The 17,415-nt window shown below is 62.4% G+C and carries 14 protein-coding genes; 5 read left to right on the forward strand and 9 right to left on the reverse strand.

Annotated elements, in window-relative coordinates; all coding sequences use genetic code 11:
- The first annotated feature begins 33 nt into the window (after nt 1–33).
- From cobG to NDJ82_RS22410, 5 genes are all read left to right on the forward strand, one after another.
- Nucleotides 34–1,380 (forward strand): precorrin-3B synthase, encoded by a 1,347-nt coding sequence (gene cobG, locus NDJ82_RS22390; RefSeq protein ID WP_250926306.1) that lies wholly within the window; start codon nt 34–36, stop codon nt 1,378–1,380.
- The gene (locus NDJ82_RS22395; RefSeq protein WP_099583613.1) at nt 1,373–1,999 is read left to right on the forward strand and encodes a precorrin-8X methylmutase; all 627 of its coding nucleotides are present in this window, start codon (nt 1,373–1,375) and stop codon (nt 1,997–1,999) included. Before cobG ends, NDJ82_RS22395 begins: the two co-directional genes overlap by 8 nt.
- Nucleotides 1,999–2,730: a precorrin-2 C(20)-methyltransferase gene (locus NDJ82_RS22400; RefSeq protein ID WP_099583612.1), complete on the forward strand. Its 732-nt coding sequence runs from the start codon at nt 1,999–2,001 to the stop codon at nt 2,728–2,730. Before NDJ82_RS22395 ends, NDJ82_RS22400 begins: the two co-directional genes overlap by 1 nt.
- Nucleotides 2,730–4,367, forward strand: coding sequence for a precorrin-3B C(17)-methyltransferase (gene cobJ / locus NDJ82_RS22405; protein WP_250926307.1), 1,638 nt, complete (start codon nt 2,730–2,732; stop codon nt 4,365–4,367). Before NDJ82_RS22400 ends, cobJ begins: the two co-directional genes overlap by 1 nt.
- 236 nt (nt 4,368–4,603) lie before the next feature.
- Complete coding sequence (locus tag NDJ82_RS22410; protein ID WP_112193205.1) at nt 4,604–5,386, forward strand: hypothetical protein; 783 nt, start codon at nt 4,604–4,606, stop codon at nt 5,384–5,386.
- Here NDJ82_RS22410 and tspR read toward each other — a convergent pair.
- The 9 genes from tspR to accC all read right to left on the reverse strand — a co-directional run bounded on the left by tspR (nt 5,383) and on the right by accC (nt 17,404).
- On the reverse strand, nt 5,383–5,979 hold the full coding sequence (gene tspR, locus NDJ82_RS22415; protein ID WP_003217330.1) for a type III secretion system genes modulator TspR: 597 nt from the start codon (nt 5,977–5,979) through the stop codon (nt 5,383–5,385). The two genes, NDJ82_RS22410 and tspR, sit on opposite strands and share 4 nt — an antisense overlap.
- Before the next feature lie 56 nt (nt 5,980–6,035).
- Nucleotides 6,036–8,807 (reverse strand): hybrid sensor histidine kinase/response regulator, encoded by a 2,772-nt coding sequence (locus NDJ82_RS22420; protein WP_099583609.1) that lies wholly within the window; start codon nt 8,805–8,807, stop codon nt 6,036–6,038.
- 103 nt (nt 8,808–8,910) lie between these two features.
- The gene (purD, locus tag NDJ82_RS22425; protein WP_250926308.1) at nt 8,911–10,203 is read right to left on the reverse strand and encodes a phosphoribosylamine--glycine ligase; all 1,293 of its coding nucleotides are present in this window, start codon (nt 10,201–10,203) and stop codon (nt 8,911–8,913) included.
- 216 nt (nt 10,204–10,419) lie between these two features.
- Nucleotides 10,420–12,027 (reverse strand): bifunctional phosphoribosylaminoimidazolecarboxamide formyltransferase/IMP cyclohydrolase, encoded by a 1,608-nt coding sequence (gene purH, locus NDJ82_RS22430; protein WP_099583607.1) that lies wholly within the window; start codon nt 12,025–12,027, stop codon nt 10,420–10,422.
- 81 nt (nt 12,028–12,108) lie between these two features.
- Complete coding sequence (fis, locus tag NDJ82_RS22435; protein WP_032890623.1) at nt 12,109–12,429, reverse strand: DNA-binding transcriptional regulator Fis; 321 nt, start codon at nt 12,427–12,429, stop codon at nt 12,109–12,111.
- Complete coding sequence (dusB, locus tag NDJ82_RS22440) at nt 12,426–13,439, reverse strand: tRNA dihydrouridine synthase DusB (RefSeq protein WP_112193211.1); 1,014 nt, start codon at nt 13,437–13,439, stop codon at nt 12,426–12,428. Before dusB ends, fis begins: the two co-directional genes overlap by 4 nt.
- Before the next feature lie 185 nt (nt 13,440–13,624).
- On the reverse strand, nt 13,625–14,857 hold the full coding sequence (locus NDJ82_RS22445; protein ID WP_099583604.1) for a DUF3426 domain-containing protein: 1,233 nt from the start codon (nt 14,855–14,857) through the stop codon (nt 13,625–13,627).
- A gap of 30 nt (nt 14,858–14,887) precedes the next feature.
- A complete protein-coding gene (gene prmA / locus NDJ82_RS22450) occupies nt 14,888–15,766 on the reverse strand; it encodes a 50S ribosomal protein L11 methyltransferase (RefSeq protein WP_250926309.1) in 879 nt (292 codons plus the stop codon).
- A 276-nt stretch (nt 15,767–16,042) separates the two neighbouring features.
- Complete coding sequence (gene accC, locus NDJ82_RS22455; protein ID WP_112193217.1) at nt 16,043–17,404, reverse strand: acetyl-CoA carboxylase biotin carboxylase subunit; 1,362 nt, start codon at nt 17,402–17,404, stop codon at nt 16,043–16,045.
- Nucleotides 17,405–17,415 lie beyond the last annotated feature (11 nt).

The raw sequence follows: 17,415 nt of genomic DNA on the forward strand, positions 1-17,415 counted from the left end.
TTCCTTGAACGACATCCGACGGGCAGGCTTTTCATGCCGCCGGACAAAGCAGGCATAATACCGCGCCTTTACCTGTCAACCGGTAGCCCCGTGAACCCAACGCCCACTCTGAATACCTTGCGCCCCTCGGCTTGTCCGGGGTTGCTGCGTATTGTCCAGGCGTTGGATGGCGGTATCTGTCGGATCAAATTGGCCGGTGGCTCGATCACCAGTGCGCAAGCCGACGCCGTGGCCGAAGCCGCCCAGGCCTATGCCGGCGGGGTGATCGAGGCGACCAACCGCGCCAATCTGCAAATACGTGGGATCGGCGCCGGGCAGGATGCGCTGATTGCCAGGCTGCTGGCCGCAGGCCTCGGCCCGAGCAACGCTGGCGGTGACGATGTGCGCAACCTGATGCTCAGCCCCAGCGCCGGTATTGACCCGCAGATGCTGTTCGACACCCGCCCGTTGGCCGTGCAGATCCTCGCCACCCTGCAAAACCACCCGCGTTTCCATGCGCTGTCGGCCAAGTTTGCCGTGCAGTTGGATGGCGGCGAGGATCTGGCGATGCTCGAACATCATCACGATCTGTGGCTCTCGGCGTTCGTGCGCAATGGCGAGACGCTGCTCGCGTTCGGTCTGGCCGGCTGTCCTGGGCTGGATGCGCCCCTGGCAGCGGTGCCATTGGAGCAGGGCCACGCACTGGTGGTGGCGGTGCTGGACGCCTTTCTCGACCTCGCCACCCCAGAACAAACGCGCATGCGCCATTTGCCTGTGGATAACTTGCTGAGCCAACTGCGCCTGCCGCTGCTGCCGGTCGACGGCTTCAAACGCCCGCCCAGTGGCGCCTTGCTGCACCTCGGGACTTATCCACAGGCGCAGAAGAATCAATTCTATGTCGCGGCCATCGCCCCCTTGGGTCGCCTGGATCCGACGATGCTCAGGGGCGCCGCACAACTCGCTCGCGACTACGGTGACGCCACCTTGCGCTTCACTCCCTGGCAAGGCGTGCTGCTGCCCAACGTCGAAAAACCTCACGCCGTGAGTGAACGCCTGGCGCAACTGGGCTTTCTCTGTTCCATCGACCAACCCCTGGCGCGCCTGACCGCCTGCACCGGCTCCAGCGGCTGCGCCAAGGCACTGGCTGACACCAAGGCCGACGCCCTGCAACTGGCCGCGCTGCAAGCCGGGCATGACGTGCATCTGACAGGCTGCCCACGTTCCTGCGCCGCCGCGCACACCGCGCCAGTCACCCTGCTGGCGGTGAGCCCAGGCCACTACGACCTCTATTTTCGCGATGCAGCCCAGCCGGGTTTTGGCCGGCTGCACGCGCGCACTCTTTCCATTGAAGCGGCGGGCGCCCTGTTGCGCGCTTGTCCACGGAGCAACACCGATGATTGATTACATCCGCGACGGTCAGGAGATCTATCGCAACTCCTTCGCCATTATTCGAGCGGAAGCCAAGTTGGACCGCATCCCGGCCGATCTGGAAAAACTCGCGGTGCGGGTGATTCATGCCTGCGGCATGGTCGATGCCATCGACGGCCTGCAATTTTCCGAAGGTGCGGGCAAGGCCGGGCGCGATGCGCTGGCCGCTGGCGCGCCGATTCTGTGTGATGCGCGGATGGTCTCCGAAGGCGTGACCCGCACGCGCCTGCCGGCCAACAACGCGGTGATCTGCACCCTGCGCGACGACAGCGTGCCGGAACTGGCGCGGGAGCTGGGCAATACCCGCTCCGCTGCCGCCCTGGAGCTGTGGCGCCCGCACCTGGAAGGCAGTGTGGTGGTGATCGGCAACGCGCCGACCGCGTTGTTCTACCTGCTGGAAATGCTCGATGCGGGCGCGCCGAAACCGGCGTTGATCCTCGGTTTCCCGGTGGGTTTTGTCGGCGCCGCTGAATCCAAGGCGATGCTGGCCGCCGACAGCCGCGGCGTGCCGTTCGTGATCATGCAAGGCCGCCTGGGCGGCAGTGCCATGGCCGCCGCAGCGGTCAATGCGCTCGCCACGGAGGTGGAATAATGCCGGCACGCGGACGTTTGATCGGTCTGGGCGTGGGCCCCGGCGACCCGGAACTGATCACCCTCAAGGCCCTGCGCCTGCTGCGTGAATCGCCGGTGGTGGCGTACTTCGTGGCCAAGGGCAAGAAGGGCAACGCCTTCGGCATCATCGAGGACCACCTCGTGGCGCAACAGACCCTGATGCCGCTGGTGTACCCGGTGACCACTGAGGCACTTCCGGCGCCGCTGTCCTACGAGCAAGTGATCAGCGATTTTTATGACACCGCCAGCGTCGACGTGGCCGCGCATCTGGACGCCGGTCGCGATGTGGCGGTGATCTGCGAAGGTGATCCGTTTTTCTACGGTTCCTACATGTACCTGCATGACCGTTTGGCCGAGCGCTACGAAGCCCAGGTTGTTCCGGGTGTGTGCTCGATGCTCGGCGGCGCTTCGGTGCTTGGCGCACCGTTGGTGTATCGCAACCAGAGCCTTTCGGTGCTGTCAGGCGTGTTGCCTCACGATGACCTCAAGCGCCGCCTGGCGGATGCCGACGCGGCGGTGATCATGAAGCTGGGTCGCAACTTCCCCAAGGTGCGCCAGGTGTTGGAAGAACTCGGCCTGGCCGAGCGCGCGCTGTATGTGGAGCGCGCCACCATGGCCAACCAGAAGATCGTGCCGCTGGATCAGGTCGACCCGTCGTCGTCACCGTACTTCTCGCTGATCATCGTGCCCGGTGAACGGTGGCAAGGGTGATGAGTCCGGCGATTGTCATCCTCGGCCAGGGCAGCCTGGCGACCGCGCGCAGGATCCAGCAGGTTTACCCTGGCGCCGTGATCCACGGCTTGGCCGGGCGGGTTGACGGTGCGGACCAGGCTTACAGCGACTTCGGCGCCACCCTGCGTCAGTTGTATCAGCACGGCACGCCGCTGATTGCGCTGTGCGCGGCCGGTATCGTCATCCGCACCTTGGCTGCGCTGCTGCTGGAAAAAGGCGAAGAGCCGGCCGTGCTGGCCGTTGCCGAAGACGGCAGTGCCGTGGTGCCGCTGCTCGGCGGCCTGGGTGGCGTGAACGTGATGGCGCGGGACATTGCGGCCGCACTTGATGTGGCCGCTGCGATCACCACCAGTGGCGAACTGCGCTTCGGCACCTGCCTGCTCAACCCGCCGGCCGGTTATGAGTTGGCGGATCTGGAGCTTGGCAAGCGCTTCGTCTCCGACCTGCTGGCCGGCGAAAGCGTAAGTATCGAAGGCGCGGCGCCGTGGCTGGATCAAGCTAATTTGCCCCAGGACCAGCAAGCGCGCCTGGCGATTCACGTAGGCAGCGCCGAGCGCGTGCCGGCTGCCAATGAATTGCTGATCTATCCGAAGACGGTGTCAGTCACCTGCAAACCGGGTGTGGAGTTGGCTGCGCGGGTGCGAGCGGCGTTGCATGACGCAGGCATCGCCGTGCAATCCCTGGCGTGCCTGCTGGCCAGCGACACGCAGATGGCCGAGGCGTCGCTGCATGAAGCCGCATCGGCATTGGCGGTGCCGCTGCGTTTCGCCAGCGTTACCCAGGATGCCGACATCGTGATTGACGTCGCCGAGCAGCCGTTGGACCTGTCGCAGGTGGGCCGCCCGCGTGGCCGCCTCGCCGTGATCGGCCTCGGCCCCGGCGCCGCCGAGTTGATGGTGCCGGCGGTAAAGGCCGAACTGGCGCGCTGCACCGATGTGTTGGGCTATGAAACCTACGTGCGCATGGCCGGGCCATTTCGCGACGATCAGATTCAGCACTGCACCGACAACCGCGAAGAAATGCAACGTGCACGCCATGCCTTCGAACTGGCCGCTCAGGGCCGTTCGGTGGTAGTGGTGTCGTCCGGTGACCCTGGCGTGTTCGCCATGGCGGCGGCGGTGATCGAGGCGTTGCACGAGTCCAGCGATCCGGCCTGGCATCAGGTCGACCTGGAAATCCTGCCAGGTGTCTCGGCCTCCCTGGCCACCGCTGCCCAGGCGGGCGCGCCGCTGGGGCATGACTTCTGCGTGATGTCGCTGTCGGACAACCTCAAGCCGTGGTCGATCATCGAAAAACGCCTGGACCTCGCGTCCCAGGCCGACCTGGCCCTGGCGTTCTATAACCCGATTTCGCGGTCACGGCCGTGGCAACTGGGCCGTGCCCTGGAAGTCGTCGCGTTGCACCGCACGCCGCAAACACCGGTGGTGCTGGGCCGCGATATCGGCCGACCGGGTCAGACCTTGCGTGTCACTACCCTGGGGCAACTCACTCCGGACCAGGTGGACATGCGCACCATGGTGCTGATCGGCTCGTCCACCACTTGCACATTCGCGCGAGCCGGTGGTGGTGAGTGGGTCTATACGCCACGCTGGTATGGTGAGAAACCCATCTCCTGAAAATGGCCTGCTGGCTGTCAGAAAGCTCCGAATAACACAGGGATTACTCTGCTGTTGTTCGGGGCTTTTTCTTTTTTGTGCGACGAAAAAACGAAGGCTCGCAGGTGTCCCGTGTGATTGCTGGGCGCTGGTTTCAGGTGTGTCTTGCCAAGGGATGTTTGTCGTCTGGAACGCGCATCGGCCACTGGACTAGTGTGCAGGTAAGCCCCATGTGGGGTGCTTGTGGAGAACCGAAAATGGAGCAACATCACAGAAGGATCAACAACACAAAACGGCGCAAGTTGATTGCCGCCTACACATTACCGAGGGCGCCTGGCGCGCAACCCTCATTGCCGCTGCTCGACACGGGGGACGACTGCAACGCGGCAGTGGTCAACAACAGTGTGATGTCGTTCGCCGAGGGGCTGTCGGGCCTGAACCGGGAATACATCCGCAAAAGCTACCTGTTGGCCAGCAGTTACGTCAGTGATGTCTTGAAGACCCCGCGAGGTACCGAGGCCTGGTACGACGAATTTATCAAGGTGATGATCAGCCTGGGCTGGCTGCCGGTGCGCAGCCGTTTCGAGCGGGTTTCACATTCGGGTAAGGGCCTGTCGGTGCAATTGGCGGCCCTGAACATCATCGCCACGATGCTGGCGTCGATGTCGGTTTCGGGGCCATTGGTCGCGGCGCTGCCGAAACTGGCAGCCGATGCGTTGGAAGCCATGAAGCAGCAACCGGCGTCCTTCGAGTTGTTCAGGCGCAACAGTACGCTGCACCAGGGCGGTGATTTCGGCCTGGCGTCCTGTGTCGAAGCGGGCGGCGAATTGACGATGGTGCTGGTGACCTACAGCACCCAGAGCGTAAGCAAACAGGTGGGATTGCCGTTCCTTGAGTGGGACAGCGCTTCGGTAGAGGCCTTCAGCGGGCAGACCTGCCTGGTGCTGAGCACCTCGGTGGTCAACGAAAAAACCATCCAATTGATGCGCGAGAGTGCGGGCGACAAGGTGCAGTCGGCGATTGCCAAGTACCGGATCTAAGGCACCAGATAACCGCGCACGCCGGTAAAGATAATCTGCGCGGCGAGGGCGCACACAAACAGGCCCATCAACCTGCTGACAATCTGCAGGCCCTGGTCACCGAGAATCCGTTCGATACGGTTGGACAGATACAGCACCACGCCAACCGTGAGGCTGGCCAGGGCGATGCTGAGGATGGCGGTGATCTTGTCATCCCAGTGCGGCTGGCTGACGCCCATCACCAACAACGCACCGATGGTGCCGGGGCCGACGGTGAGGGGAATGGTCAGCGGTACGATGGTCACGTCCTGCTGCACATTGTCGGTCTGCACCGCTGACTTGCCTTGGGCCATGCCAAGGGCCGAGATAAACAACACACTGCCGGCGCCGATGCGAAACGCATCCACGGTGATGCCGAACACACTGAAAATCACCCGGCCGAACAGGTAGAGCAGCACACTCGACACCAGGGTCGCCAACGCTACCTTCCAGGCCAGTCGCCGGCGTTCTTTGCTGGAGTAGCCACGGGTCAGGCTGATAAAGCAGGACAGCACGAAGAACGGGCTGTAGAGCACCAGCATTTTCAGGTAGACGCTGAATAACACGTGGAGCATGGAGGTAGCTCGCGGCAGGAAAAGTGTGGAGAGTCTATCAGGCGGTACGCTCCAGGTCAGGAAGGCGCGTGCTCCGCCCGCTGTTGACGCTGCGCGACCCAGAATTCCACCAGCTCACGCAACTGCGACAACTCCACCGGTTTGGCCATATGCCCATCCATCCCAGCCTGGCGCGCGCGTTCTTTGTGTTCCGAAAGGATATGCGCCGTGAGCGCCACCACCGGTGTGCGAATGCGCTGGTGGCTGACTTCCCACGCCCGCAGCTGCTGGGTGGCCGAGAAGCCATCGAGGATCGGCATTTCACAGTCCATCAATACCAGGTCATAACGCTGGGCCTTCATCGCCTCCAGCGCTTCTTCGCCGTTGCTGGCGGTGTCCGGATTGAGGTTGAGCTTGCCGAGCATGCCGCGAATCACTTTGGTGGAGATGCTGTTGTCTTCGGCGACCAGGATCTTGAAATCGCTGGGTACGGTAATCGCCGCTGGGGCGTTGAGTGAGACGCGCAGCGCCACGCCGCCTTTGCTGCGCTGGTTCAGCTCATCGGCCAGGGTGGTCTTGAGGGTGTAACCGGCGACCGGCTTGGCGAGGATGCGTTTGATCCCACAGTTGCGCGCGATGATCTTGCTTGGCGCGTTGCTGATGCCGGTGAGCATGATCAGCAGGATGTCGTGGTTCAGGCTCGGGTCTTCCTTGATCTTTGCCGCCAGTTGCATGCCGGTCATGCCGGGCATGTTCTGGTCCAGCAGCACCACGTCGAAGTAGTCGCGCAGGTGCGCCTTGGTGCGCAGCAAGGCCAGGGCTTCCTTGCCTGAGGGCACCGCGCTGACGTTCAAGCCCCAGGCGGTGCATTGCTGCACCAGCACTTTGCGGCAGGTGTCGTTGTCGTCCACCACCAGCACGCGGGCGTCCTTGAGCGGGCCATCGAGGTCGGAGGTGGGGTGCTCCAGGCGTTCCGGGTCCAGTGGCAGGGTCAGCCACAAGGTACTGCCCTGGTGACTGCCGCTCTTGATACCGAATTCGCCGTTCATCAACAGGATCAGTTGGCGGGCGATCACCAGGCCCAGGTGGCCGCTCAGACGGGTGGCCGAGAGGAAATTCTTGCTGTGCAGTTCGCTGTGCAGGAGTGCGTCGCGCTCGGCGGCTTCCATCGGCAGGCCGCTGTCCTGCACGGCAATGCGCAGGCGTGGCTTGGTGCTGCGGTCGTCCAGGGCGACCACGATCAGGACTTCGCCTTCATCGGTTTTGTGCAGGGCGTTTTCCAGCAGGCTCAGCATCGCCTGGCGCAGGCGCGTCGGGTCCCCGCTGATGACGCGCGGCACCTGGGGCTGGATAAAACTGATCAGCTCGACATTCTGCTGCTCGGCCTTGGCGCGGAAGATGCTCAGGCAGTCTTCGATCAGGGCATTGAGGTCGAACTGCACGTCATCCAGTTCGATCTGCCCGGATTCAAGCTTGGAAATATCGAGGATTTCATTGATCAGTGTGAGCAGCTCGTTGCCGGCGCTGTGGATAGTCTGCACGTAGTCGCGCTGCTTCACCGACAGCGGCGTGCCCAGCAGCAACTCGGTCATGCCCAGCACGCCGTTCATGGGGGTACGTATTTCGTGGCTGATCTTGGCCAGGAACTCGGCCTTGGCGGCGATCTCGGCATTGCTGGCGGCCAGGTCGCGGCTGAGGCTGAAACGGGCCTCGACAATCGCACGCTGGCGTTCGCCCAGGGCCAGGCTCATCAACAAGCCACTGAGGCAGATAAACGCCAGCAGCGTGATGATCAACCCCTGCGGCGACACCATCGTCAGGCCCAGCAGGGCCGGGAGGATGATCAGCGTGCCAATGTTGAACACCACCATGCCCGCCACGAACAAGCGCGCCGGGCGGTAGCCTTTCTGCCAGTGGTAAGCCGAGACAAACAGCATGCTCAGGCCGGCCAGGGCCACCAGGGCGTAGGTGATAATGTTCAGCGGCAGGGTGTTGACGAACAACAGCAGCAGGCCGCACAGCACGATAAACAGGATGTCGGCCATCAACACTTTGTTCAGCGGGTGCGGGCCCAGGGGCATGAAGAAACGATAGGCGAACATCAGCCCGCACGGCGCGGTCAGCAGCAAGGCCAGGTAGGCGCCGGGGGTCTGGATCGCATGCCAGTTCGGTAGCCATGGGCCTACCAGGTTGAGCAGCAGCGCCAGGCTGAGCATCAACAGCAGTTCACAGGCCGCCAGCCACAGGCTGCTGCGCGAGCGGTGGTAAGCGAAGCGCGAGAGGTTGTGCAGGATCAGCATCAGCAGGCAGCCGAACAGCAGGCCGTAGATCAGCGTCTGGGTCTGGTCGGCGGCCGCCAGCACGGCCGGTTCCAGGGTGATATAGGGGCGCAGTTCGTGTTCCGAGACCAGGCGCAGGTAGACATCGAGAGGCTTCTGGCTCTGGGGCATCGGCAGCATGAAATCGCTGCTGGGTAGTGGGCGTTCCGCCTGGGGCTGGCGGGCGCCGGTGCTTTGTTGCTCGACCAGGCTGTCGCCGTCCAATACATACAGGCTCAGGTGCGACAGGTCCGGGGCGAATACCCGCAGCACTTGCTCGTGCTTGCCGGGCTGCAGCTTGAAACGTACCCACAACGCACCGTCGGGCTGCGCAGCGGTCACGCGGTCCAGTTCGATGGGGCTGAATTGATTGGTGTAGCGCGGGGAACGGATGTCGCTCAGTTGCAGGTCGGCCTGTTCATCAAGCAATACTGCCCAACCACTGCCTTGTGCAGCGGCCTGGGCCGGGAACAAGCAGAGCAGTGTCAGCAGGCTGACAGTGAAACCTATGGCGATCCTGAGCCAGCGCACGGCGAAATCCCTTCGTAGGTTGATGCACGGGTTAACTATGCGCGGGGAGGCCTGTAGACGGCAAGGGCCAGAGGCCCTTGCCTAACCGAACGGATAGCTAGTGTTACTGAGTTTCGCCACGTTCACGGGCAATGGCGCGGTAGCCGATGTCCTTGCGGTAGAAGCAGCCTTTCCAGTCGATCTTCTTGGCCAGTGCATAAGCCTGTTGCTGCGCAGCGTCGACACTGGCGCCCATTGCGGTAGCGCACAGTACACGACCGCCGGCCGTCACAACCTTGCCATCCTTGAGCGCGGTGCCCGCATGGAACACCTTGCCTTCCAGCGTTGCGGCAGCATCGAGGCCTTCGATCACATCGCCTTTGGCGTAGTCGGCAGGGTAACCACCGGCCGCCAGCACAATGCCGACGCTCGGGCGTGGATCCCATTGTGCTTCAACCTTGTCCAGGGCTTGCGCCAGGGCGGCTTCCACCAGCAGGACCAGGCTCGATTGCAGGCGCAGCATCACCGGTTGGGTTTCCGGGTCGCCGAAGCGGCAGTTGAACTCGATGACTTTCGGGTTACCGGCCTTGTCGATCATCAGGCCGGCGTACAGGAAACCGGTGTACACATTGCCTTCGTCGGCCATGCCGCGCACGGTCGGCCAGATCACCAGGTCCATCACACGCTTGTGCACGTCTGCGGTGACCACCGGGGCAGGGGAGTAGGCACCCATGCCGCCGGTGTTCGGGCCAGTGTCGGCGTCGCCGACGCGTTTGTGGTCCTGGCTGGTGGCCATCGGCAGCACATTCTTGCCGTCGACCATCACGATAAAACTGGCTTCTTCGCCGTCGAGGAATTCCTCGATGACCACACGCGAACCGGCTTCACCAAAGGCATTGCCGGCGAGCATGTCGCGCACGGCGTCTTCGGCTTCCTGCAAGGTCATGGCAACGATCACGCCTTTGCCGGCGGCCAGGCCGTCGGCCTTGATCACGATCGGTGCACCTTTTTCACGCAGATAGGCCAGGGCCGGCTCGATCTCGGTGAAGTTCTGGTAGTCGGCAGTCGGGATCTTGTGGCGCGCCAGGAAATCCTTGGTGAAAGCCTTGGAGCCTTCCAGTTGTGCAGCGCCAGCGGTCGGGCCGAAGCAGTCCAGGCCACGGCTGCGGAACAGGTCCACAACGCCAGCGACCAGAGGGACTTCCGGGCCGACGATGGTCAGGGACACATTCTTTTCAGCAAAGTCGGCCAGTTGTTCAAGGGCCAATACGTCGATGGCGACGTTTTCGCACTTGGCTTCAATGGCGGTACCGGCGTTGCCGGGAGCGACGAAAACTTTCTGGACGCGCGGGTCCTGGGCAACTTTCCAGGCCAGGGCGTGTTCACGGCCACCGCTGCCAATGATCAATACATTCATTTCAAAAACCTCAAATTCTGTAAGGCGCTGCACGAGCGCTTCAGTGTGGAGCTGAACTTATGTAGTGAGCGGGCTTGCCCCGCGCTGGGCTGCGAAGCAGCCCCAATCAACAAGAACGCAGGGCATCAGATACGGCGCGGATTGCTGTTTTGGGGCCGCTTCGCAGCCCCGCGCGGGGCAAGCCCGCTCACCACAAAGCCCTTTCCCACATTTGGATCAGTGACGGAAGTGGCGCATGCCGGTGAAGACCATGGCAATGCCGGCTTCATCAGCAGCGGCAATCACTTCAGCATCACGCATCGAGCCGCCCGGTTGGATCACGGCGGTCACGCCGGCCTTGGCGGCATTGTCCAAACCATCACGGAACGGGAAGAACGCATCGGATGCCATCACCGAACCTACAACCTGCAGGCCGGCGTGCTCAGCCTTGATCGCGGCGATACGCGCCGAGTTCACGCGGCTCATCTGGCCGGCGCCGACGCCGATGGTCTGGCGGTTCTTGGCGTAGACGATGGCGTTGGATTTAACGTATTTGGCCACTTTCCAGGCGAAGATCAGGTCGTTGATCTCTTGCTCGGTCGGGGCGCGCTTGGTCACGACTTTCAGGTCTTCGCTGCCGATCATGCCAATGTCGCGGCTCTGTACCAGCAAGCCGCCATTGACGCGCTTGTAGTCCCAGGCTGCAGCGCGGTCAGCCGACCATTCGCCACAGGCCAGCAGGCGCACGTTGGCTTTTGCGGCAACAATGGCGCGCGCTTCTTCGCTTACCGAAGGGGCGATGATCACTTCAACGAACTGACGCTCGACGATGGCCTTGGCGGTCTCGGCGTCCAGTTCACGGTTGAAGGCGATGATGCCGCCGAACGCCGACTCGGTGTCGGTGGCGTAGGCCAATTCGTACGCCTGGCGGATGCCGCCTTCAGCGTCCGGGCTCACGGCCACGCCGCACGGGTTGGCGTGCTTGACGATCACGCAGGCCGGCTTGACGAAGCTCTTCACGCATTCCAGTGCGGCATCGGTGTCGGCCACGTTGTTGTAGGAAAGTTCTTTGCCTTGCAGCTGGGTCGCGGTGGCGATGCCCACTTCGGCAGGCTTGGCTTCCACGTAGAACGCCGCGCTCTGGTGCGGGTTCTCGCCGTAGCGCATTTCCTGGGCCTTGATGAACTGGCTGTTGAAGGTACGCGGGAACTGGCTGCGGCCTTCTGTGCTGAGGGTTTCGGCGGCCTGGTTCACGGTGCCCATGTAGTTGGCGATCATGCCGTCGTAGGCGGCGGTGTGTTCGAACGCCTTGAGCATCAGGTCAAAGCGCTGGGCGTAGGTCAGGCCGCCGGCTTTCAGGCTTTCGAGCACTTGGGTGTAGTCGCTGGCGTTGACCACGATGGCCACGTCTTTGTGGTTCTTGGCGGCCGAGCGCACCATGGTCGGGCCGCCGATATCGATGTTTTCGATAGCGGTCGGCAGGTCGCAGCCTGGCTTGTTGATGGTGGCTTCGAACGGGTACAGGTTGACGGCCACCAGGTCGATCGGCTTGATGCCGTGCTCGGTCATGATGGCGTCGTCGATACCGCGACGGCCAAGGATGCCGCCGTGGATTTTCGGGTGCAGGGTCTTGACCCGACCGTCCATCATTTCTGCGAAACCGGTGTAGTCCGCGACTTCTACTGCGGCCACGCCGTTGTCCTGCAGCAGTTTGAAGGTCCCGCCCGTGGAGAGGATTTCCACGCCCAGGGCTTCCAGCTCCCGGGCAAATTCGAGGATCCCGGTCTTGTCGGAGACACTGATCAAGGCGCGGCGGATCGGCAGGCGGGTAGTCTGGTCGGTCATTTCAATTTCCATCAAAAGCAAAGGAGTCAGCAAAAAAGGCGACCGGTTTTACGCGGGCGCCTTTCTGGTTTGATTGAATGCTTACAGCAAATCGTATTGCTTGAGCTTTTTGCGCAAGGTGCCACGGTTGAGGCCCAGCAGCTCACTGGCTTTGGTCTGGTTGCCCTTGACGTAGTTCATCACGCATTCGAGCAAGGGCGCCTCGACTTCGGAGAGCACCAGGTTGTACACGTCCGTGACGGAAGCGCCCTCAAGGTGGGCGAAATAATTATGCAGCGCCTTCTCGACACTCCCGCGAAGGGTCTGGCCTTCTTCGCTCGGCGTGTTGAGGTGCTGTTTCAAATTGACGTTGTCGCTCACGGGTGTTGTTCCACTCACTAAAGTCTCGGTCATCATCGTCATGCGGCCACCCCTTCTCCGTCCCCTGCTCTCAGGCTCTTGTCTCGCTCGGCAAAAAACTCACGAACGGCGGTGACCTGTGCTTGCGTTTCATCCAAACGATTGAATCCGGCGCGAAACTCCCTGGCGCCCGGCAGGGTTGCGAGATACCAACCCACATGCTTGCGAGCAATGCGCACGCCCATCACATCCCCATAGAAGGTGTGAAGTGCAGCCAGATGCTCAAGCAGAATACGTTCCACTTCGACCAATTCCGGCGCCGGCAAGACTTCACCGGTACGCAGGAAATACTCGATCTCACGAAAAATCCACGGGCGCCCTTGGGCGGCCCGGCCAATCAACAAGCCATCGGCACCGGTTGCGTGCAGTACGCGCCGGGCTTTTTCGGCTGAGTCGATGTCGCCATTGGCAAACACCGGCATCGACACCGCCTGCTTGATCGCGGCGATGGTGTCGTACTCGGCTTCACCGGTATACAGATCGGCGCGTGTGCGGCCATGGACCGCCAGCGCTGTAATACCTGCCTGTTCGGCGATCTTCGCCACCGTCAGGCCGTTCTTGTTGTCCCGGTCCCAGCCGGTACGGATCTTCAGGGTTACCGGCACATCCACTGCGGCGACAACGGCCTGCAGGATCTCGGCAACCAATTGCTCATCTTTCAATAGCGCGGAACCGGCGGCCTTGTTGCAGACCTTCTTGGCCGGGCAGCCCATGTTGATGTCGATGATCTGTGCGCCCAACTCCACGTTGGCTCGGGCCGCATCCGCCAGCATCTGCGCATCACCGCCGGCGATCTGTACCGAGCGGGGCTCGGGATCACCTTCGTGGATCATGCGCATCCGCGATTTGCGGGTGTTCCACAAGCTCATGTCGCTGGTGACCATTTCCGAGACTACAAGACCCGCGCCCAAACGTTTGCACAGCTGACGAAAGGGCTGGTCGGTGACACCCGCCATCGGGGCGAGGATCAAGCCGTTCTGCAATGTGTATGGGCCGATGCGTACCGCCGACATAGGACTTCCCTGTTGTGGGGCCGGATCATTAGAGTTCGAAAAAGGGTTGGCATGATACCCGCTCTCGATGACTGGATAAAGGCTGGATTGGATAAAATCTGAACAGTTATTTCTTTATCGCCGCCGGTTTGGATGCGCGGCGCCAAGTCAATAATCCACCGTCAAGCTTCGGTGAGTGGGTCGGTTCACTCGGGCGAGTGGAAGCTCAGGCTGTAATTCACGGCTTTGTTGCCCGGATCCAGGATGTCCAGGGAGATATGGATCGGGGTCTGCGATGGCATTTCGCTCACGCCGGCCAACTCGCCGCTGAGGTATTCGGCGGGTTTGAAGCGACGACTGGCAATCAGGCCGCCATTGAGGTCGGCAAAACGCAGCTCCAGCAGGGGGAAGGGCTGGGAGAACGTCGCGCGGTTGTAGATGATTGCATCCACCACCAGCGCCCCGGCGAATTCCGGGTGGCTGCGCACTACCAGGTTGCTGCTCTTGATGTGGGCGATATCGACCCGTGATGGCACCTTGCAGCCCAGTGTGGGGCACAGTTGCTGGAACCACGGGCGGTAAGCGTCCTGGCGCGCCAGGTCGTCGAACTGGTAGGCGATGTATTGGCCTGCCAACCCCGCGGCGGCGATCAGCACCAGCAGTATCCAGATTAAGCGGCGGCCCCAGCCCTGTGGGCGCTTTTGCGCGTACAGGTGCAGCGGGTCGTCTTCGAGGTCCTGGAGCAGTTCGTCGTGAACGCCGGCGTCGGGGCGCGGGCGCTTGCGACGCAACTGGGGGCGCTCCTCGGGTTCCGGCTCGTCCGCCGCCTGGGTGAGCGGGGTGAACGGTGGGTCGAGGTCTTCATCCTCGGGGGCTGCACGCAGTGGCGGCTCGTCGTCGATATCGTCGATGTGCTGCGACATGGACGGCTCGGTGCGCTGCTTTGTCGCAGGGGCGTTGCTCGGTTCCGACTCGTCTTCCGGGGCTTTGGTGCGCTCTTCAGGCGGATCGCTGAACAGGCTGGCCGCCCATTTTTCTTCTTCGGCCTTGACGGTCTCGCGGCTGGCGCTGAGGGCGTCTTCCTTCTGGCGGCGCTCTGCACCCGGTTGGCGACGTTCCGCGCCCACGGGCAGCGTGTGCTGAATCTCGCGGCGCTCCAGCTTGGCCAGTTCTTCGTCCAGGTCCAGGTTGTCGAGGTCCAGCTCTTCGGCGGTCCACTGTTTCTGGCTGATGGCGCGGGGCGCCTCAGGGGGCATCGCGATTTCCGGTTGTTCAGGCGCCACGGCCTGGGCGCGCTGCTCCAGCAGCTGGCGAGCGGCGTTGAACACTTGCAGGCACGAGCCGCAGCGCACCACGCCACGGGCCACGCTCAATTGAGCGTGGTTGACGCGAAAGCGTGTTTGGCAATGCGGGCACTGGGTGACGAAACTGTCGGTCATGCGGCCATCCGATTCAGGCAAGCGCTCATTCTAGCGCCGACGCCCGCTGATGCGTACCCAGCCATCGCGGTTGGCGATCGGATCCAGCTCGAAATCCTGGGCATACGCGGCAGCAACGTCTTCGCCTTGCTCGGCGAGGATGCCCGACAGCGCCAGGCGCCCGCCCGGCTTGACCAGGCTCGACAGTTGCGGCGCCAGGGAAACCAGCGGCCCGGCGAGGATATTCGCCACCAGCACATCGGCCTGGACCTGCGGCAGGTCTTCAGGCAGGTAGAGTGGGAATTTACCTTCAGGAATATGGTTGCGCCCGGCGTTATCGCGCGAGGCTTCCAGGGCCTGCACATCGATGTCGGTGCCCACGGCTTGCTTGGCGCCCAGCAACAGCGCGGCAATCGCCAGGATCCCCGAGCCGCAGCCGAAATCCAGCACGTTGCTGTCGGTCAGGTCCTGGCCGTCGAGCCATTCCAGGCACAGTGCGGTGGTGGGGTGGGTGCCGGTGCCGAACGCCAGGCCTGGGTCCAGCAGCAGGTTCACCGCATCAGGCTCTGGTGCGGCATGCCAGCTCGGTACGATCCACAGGCGCTGGCCGAAACGCATCGGCTGGAAGTTATCCATCCAGCTGCGTTCCCAGTCCTGGTCTTCGATCACTTCGCTGTGATGCTCGGGCAGCGGGCCACCGGTGAGCAGCTCCATATGGGCCAGCACGGCGGCAGCATCGGTGCCGTCTTCGAACAGGGCCAGCAGGTGGGTGTGGGACCACAGCGGAGTGGTGTTGAGTTCCGGCTCGAAAATCGGCTGGTCTTCGGCGTCCATGAAGGTCACCGAGACGGCGCCCACTTCGAGGAACGCGTCTTCGTAGGTTTCGGCTTGTTCTGGGCTGATGGCGAGACGGACTTGCAGCCAAGGCATGGCGGGCACCTTTGAAAAAAATGAATGTGCGACGGCAGGGTCGCGAAAGGGCGCAAGTTTACGCGAGAGCAGGGCATAAGACGACTGTACTGACTGAACACAAATCAAATGTGGGAGGGGGCTTGCCCCCGATTGCAGTGTGTCAGTATCAATATCTGTAACTGATCCACCGCTATCGGGGGCAAGCCCCCTCCCACATTTGTACTGCGTATGGCCTGAAAGTTGGGGCCCGGAAACAACAAAGCCGCCCGAAGGCGGCTTTGTTAGGTGGAGCACTTACTGGTCGGCCAGTTTGTGTTCCAGGTAGTGAATGTTCACACCACCTTCGCAGAAGCCTTCATCACGAACCAGGTCCCGGTGCAGTGGGATGTTGGTCTTGATGCCGTCGACCACGATTTCGTCCAGGGCGTTACGCATACGGGCCATGGCCTCGTCGCGGGTCGCGCCCCAGGTGATCAGCTTGCCGATCAGGGAATCGTAGTTGGACGGAACCTTGTAGCCGCTGTACAGGTGCGAATCCACACGTACGCCGTTGCCGCCGGGCGCGTGGAAATGCTTGACCAGGCCAGGACTCGGCATAAAGGTTTTCGGGTCTTCGGCGTTGATCCGGCACTCCAGGGAGTGGCCATGGATCTTCACGTCGGCCTGGGTGAACGACAGCACGTTGCCAGCGGCGATGCTCAGCATCTCCTTGACGATGTCGATACCGGTGACCATCTCCGAAACCGGGTGCTCTACCTGCACGCGAGTGTTCATCTCGATGAAGTAGAAGCGGCCGTTTTCGTAGAGGAACTCGAAGGTGCCGGCGCCACGATAGTTGATATCGATGCATGCCTTGACGCAGCGAGCCAGCACTTCTTCGCGGGCTTGCTCATCGAGGCCCGGTGCCGGTGCTTCTTCCAGTACCTTCTGGTGACGACGTTGCAGCGAGCAATCGCGGTCGCCCAGGTGGATGGCGTGGCCCTGGCCGTCGGACAGTACCTGGACTTCCACGTGACGTGGGTTGGTCAGGTACTTCTCCAGGTAGACCATCGGGTTGCCGAACCAGGCGCCCGCTTCGGAGCGGGTCTGCTTGGCGGCTTCGATCAGGTCTTCTTCCTTGTGCACCACACGCATGCCGCGACCACCACCGCCACCGGCGGCCTTGATGATCACCGGGTACCCGACTTCGCGACCAATGCGCAGCGCGGTTTCCTCGTCTTCCGGCAGTGGGCCGTCGGAGCCAGGAACGGTTGGCACGCCGGCCGCGATCATGGCGTCCTTGGCCGAGACCTTGTCGCCCATCAGGCGAATGGTTTCGGCTTTCGGGCCGATGAAGGCAAACCCGGATTTTTCCACCTGTTCGGCGAAATCGGCGTTTTCCGCGAGGAAGCCGTAGCCCGGGTGGATGCCATCAGCGCCGGTCACTTCAGCAGCGGCGATGATGTTCGACACTTTCAGGTACGAGTTCGTGGCCAGTGGCGGGCCGATGCAGATGCTTTCGTCCGCCAGTTTCACGTGCATCAATTCGGTATCGGCCGTCGAGTAAACAGCGACGGTCTTGATGCCCTCTTCCTTACAGGCGCGCAGGATCCGCAGCGCGATCTCGCCGCGGTTGGCGATCAGGACTTTTTGCAGTTTCTTCGCAGGTTTCAACATCGAAGGCGCTC

It is taken from the genome of Pseudomonas sp. SR18 (assembly GCF_023701505.1).
GTDB classification, from domain to species: domain Bacteria; phylum Pseudomonadota; class Gammaproteobacteria; order Pseudomonadales; family Pseudomonadaceae; genus Aquipseudomonas; species Aquipseudomonas cyclaminis.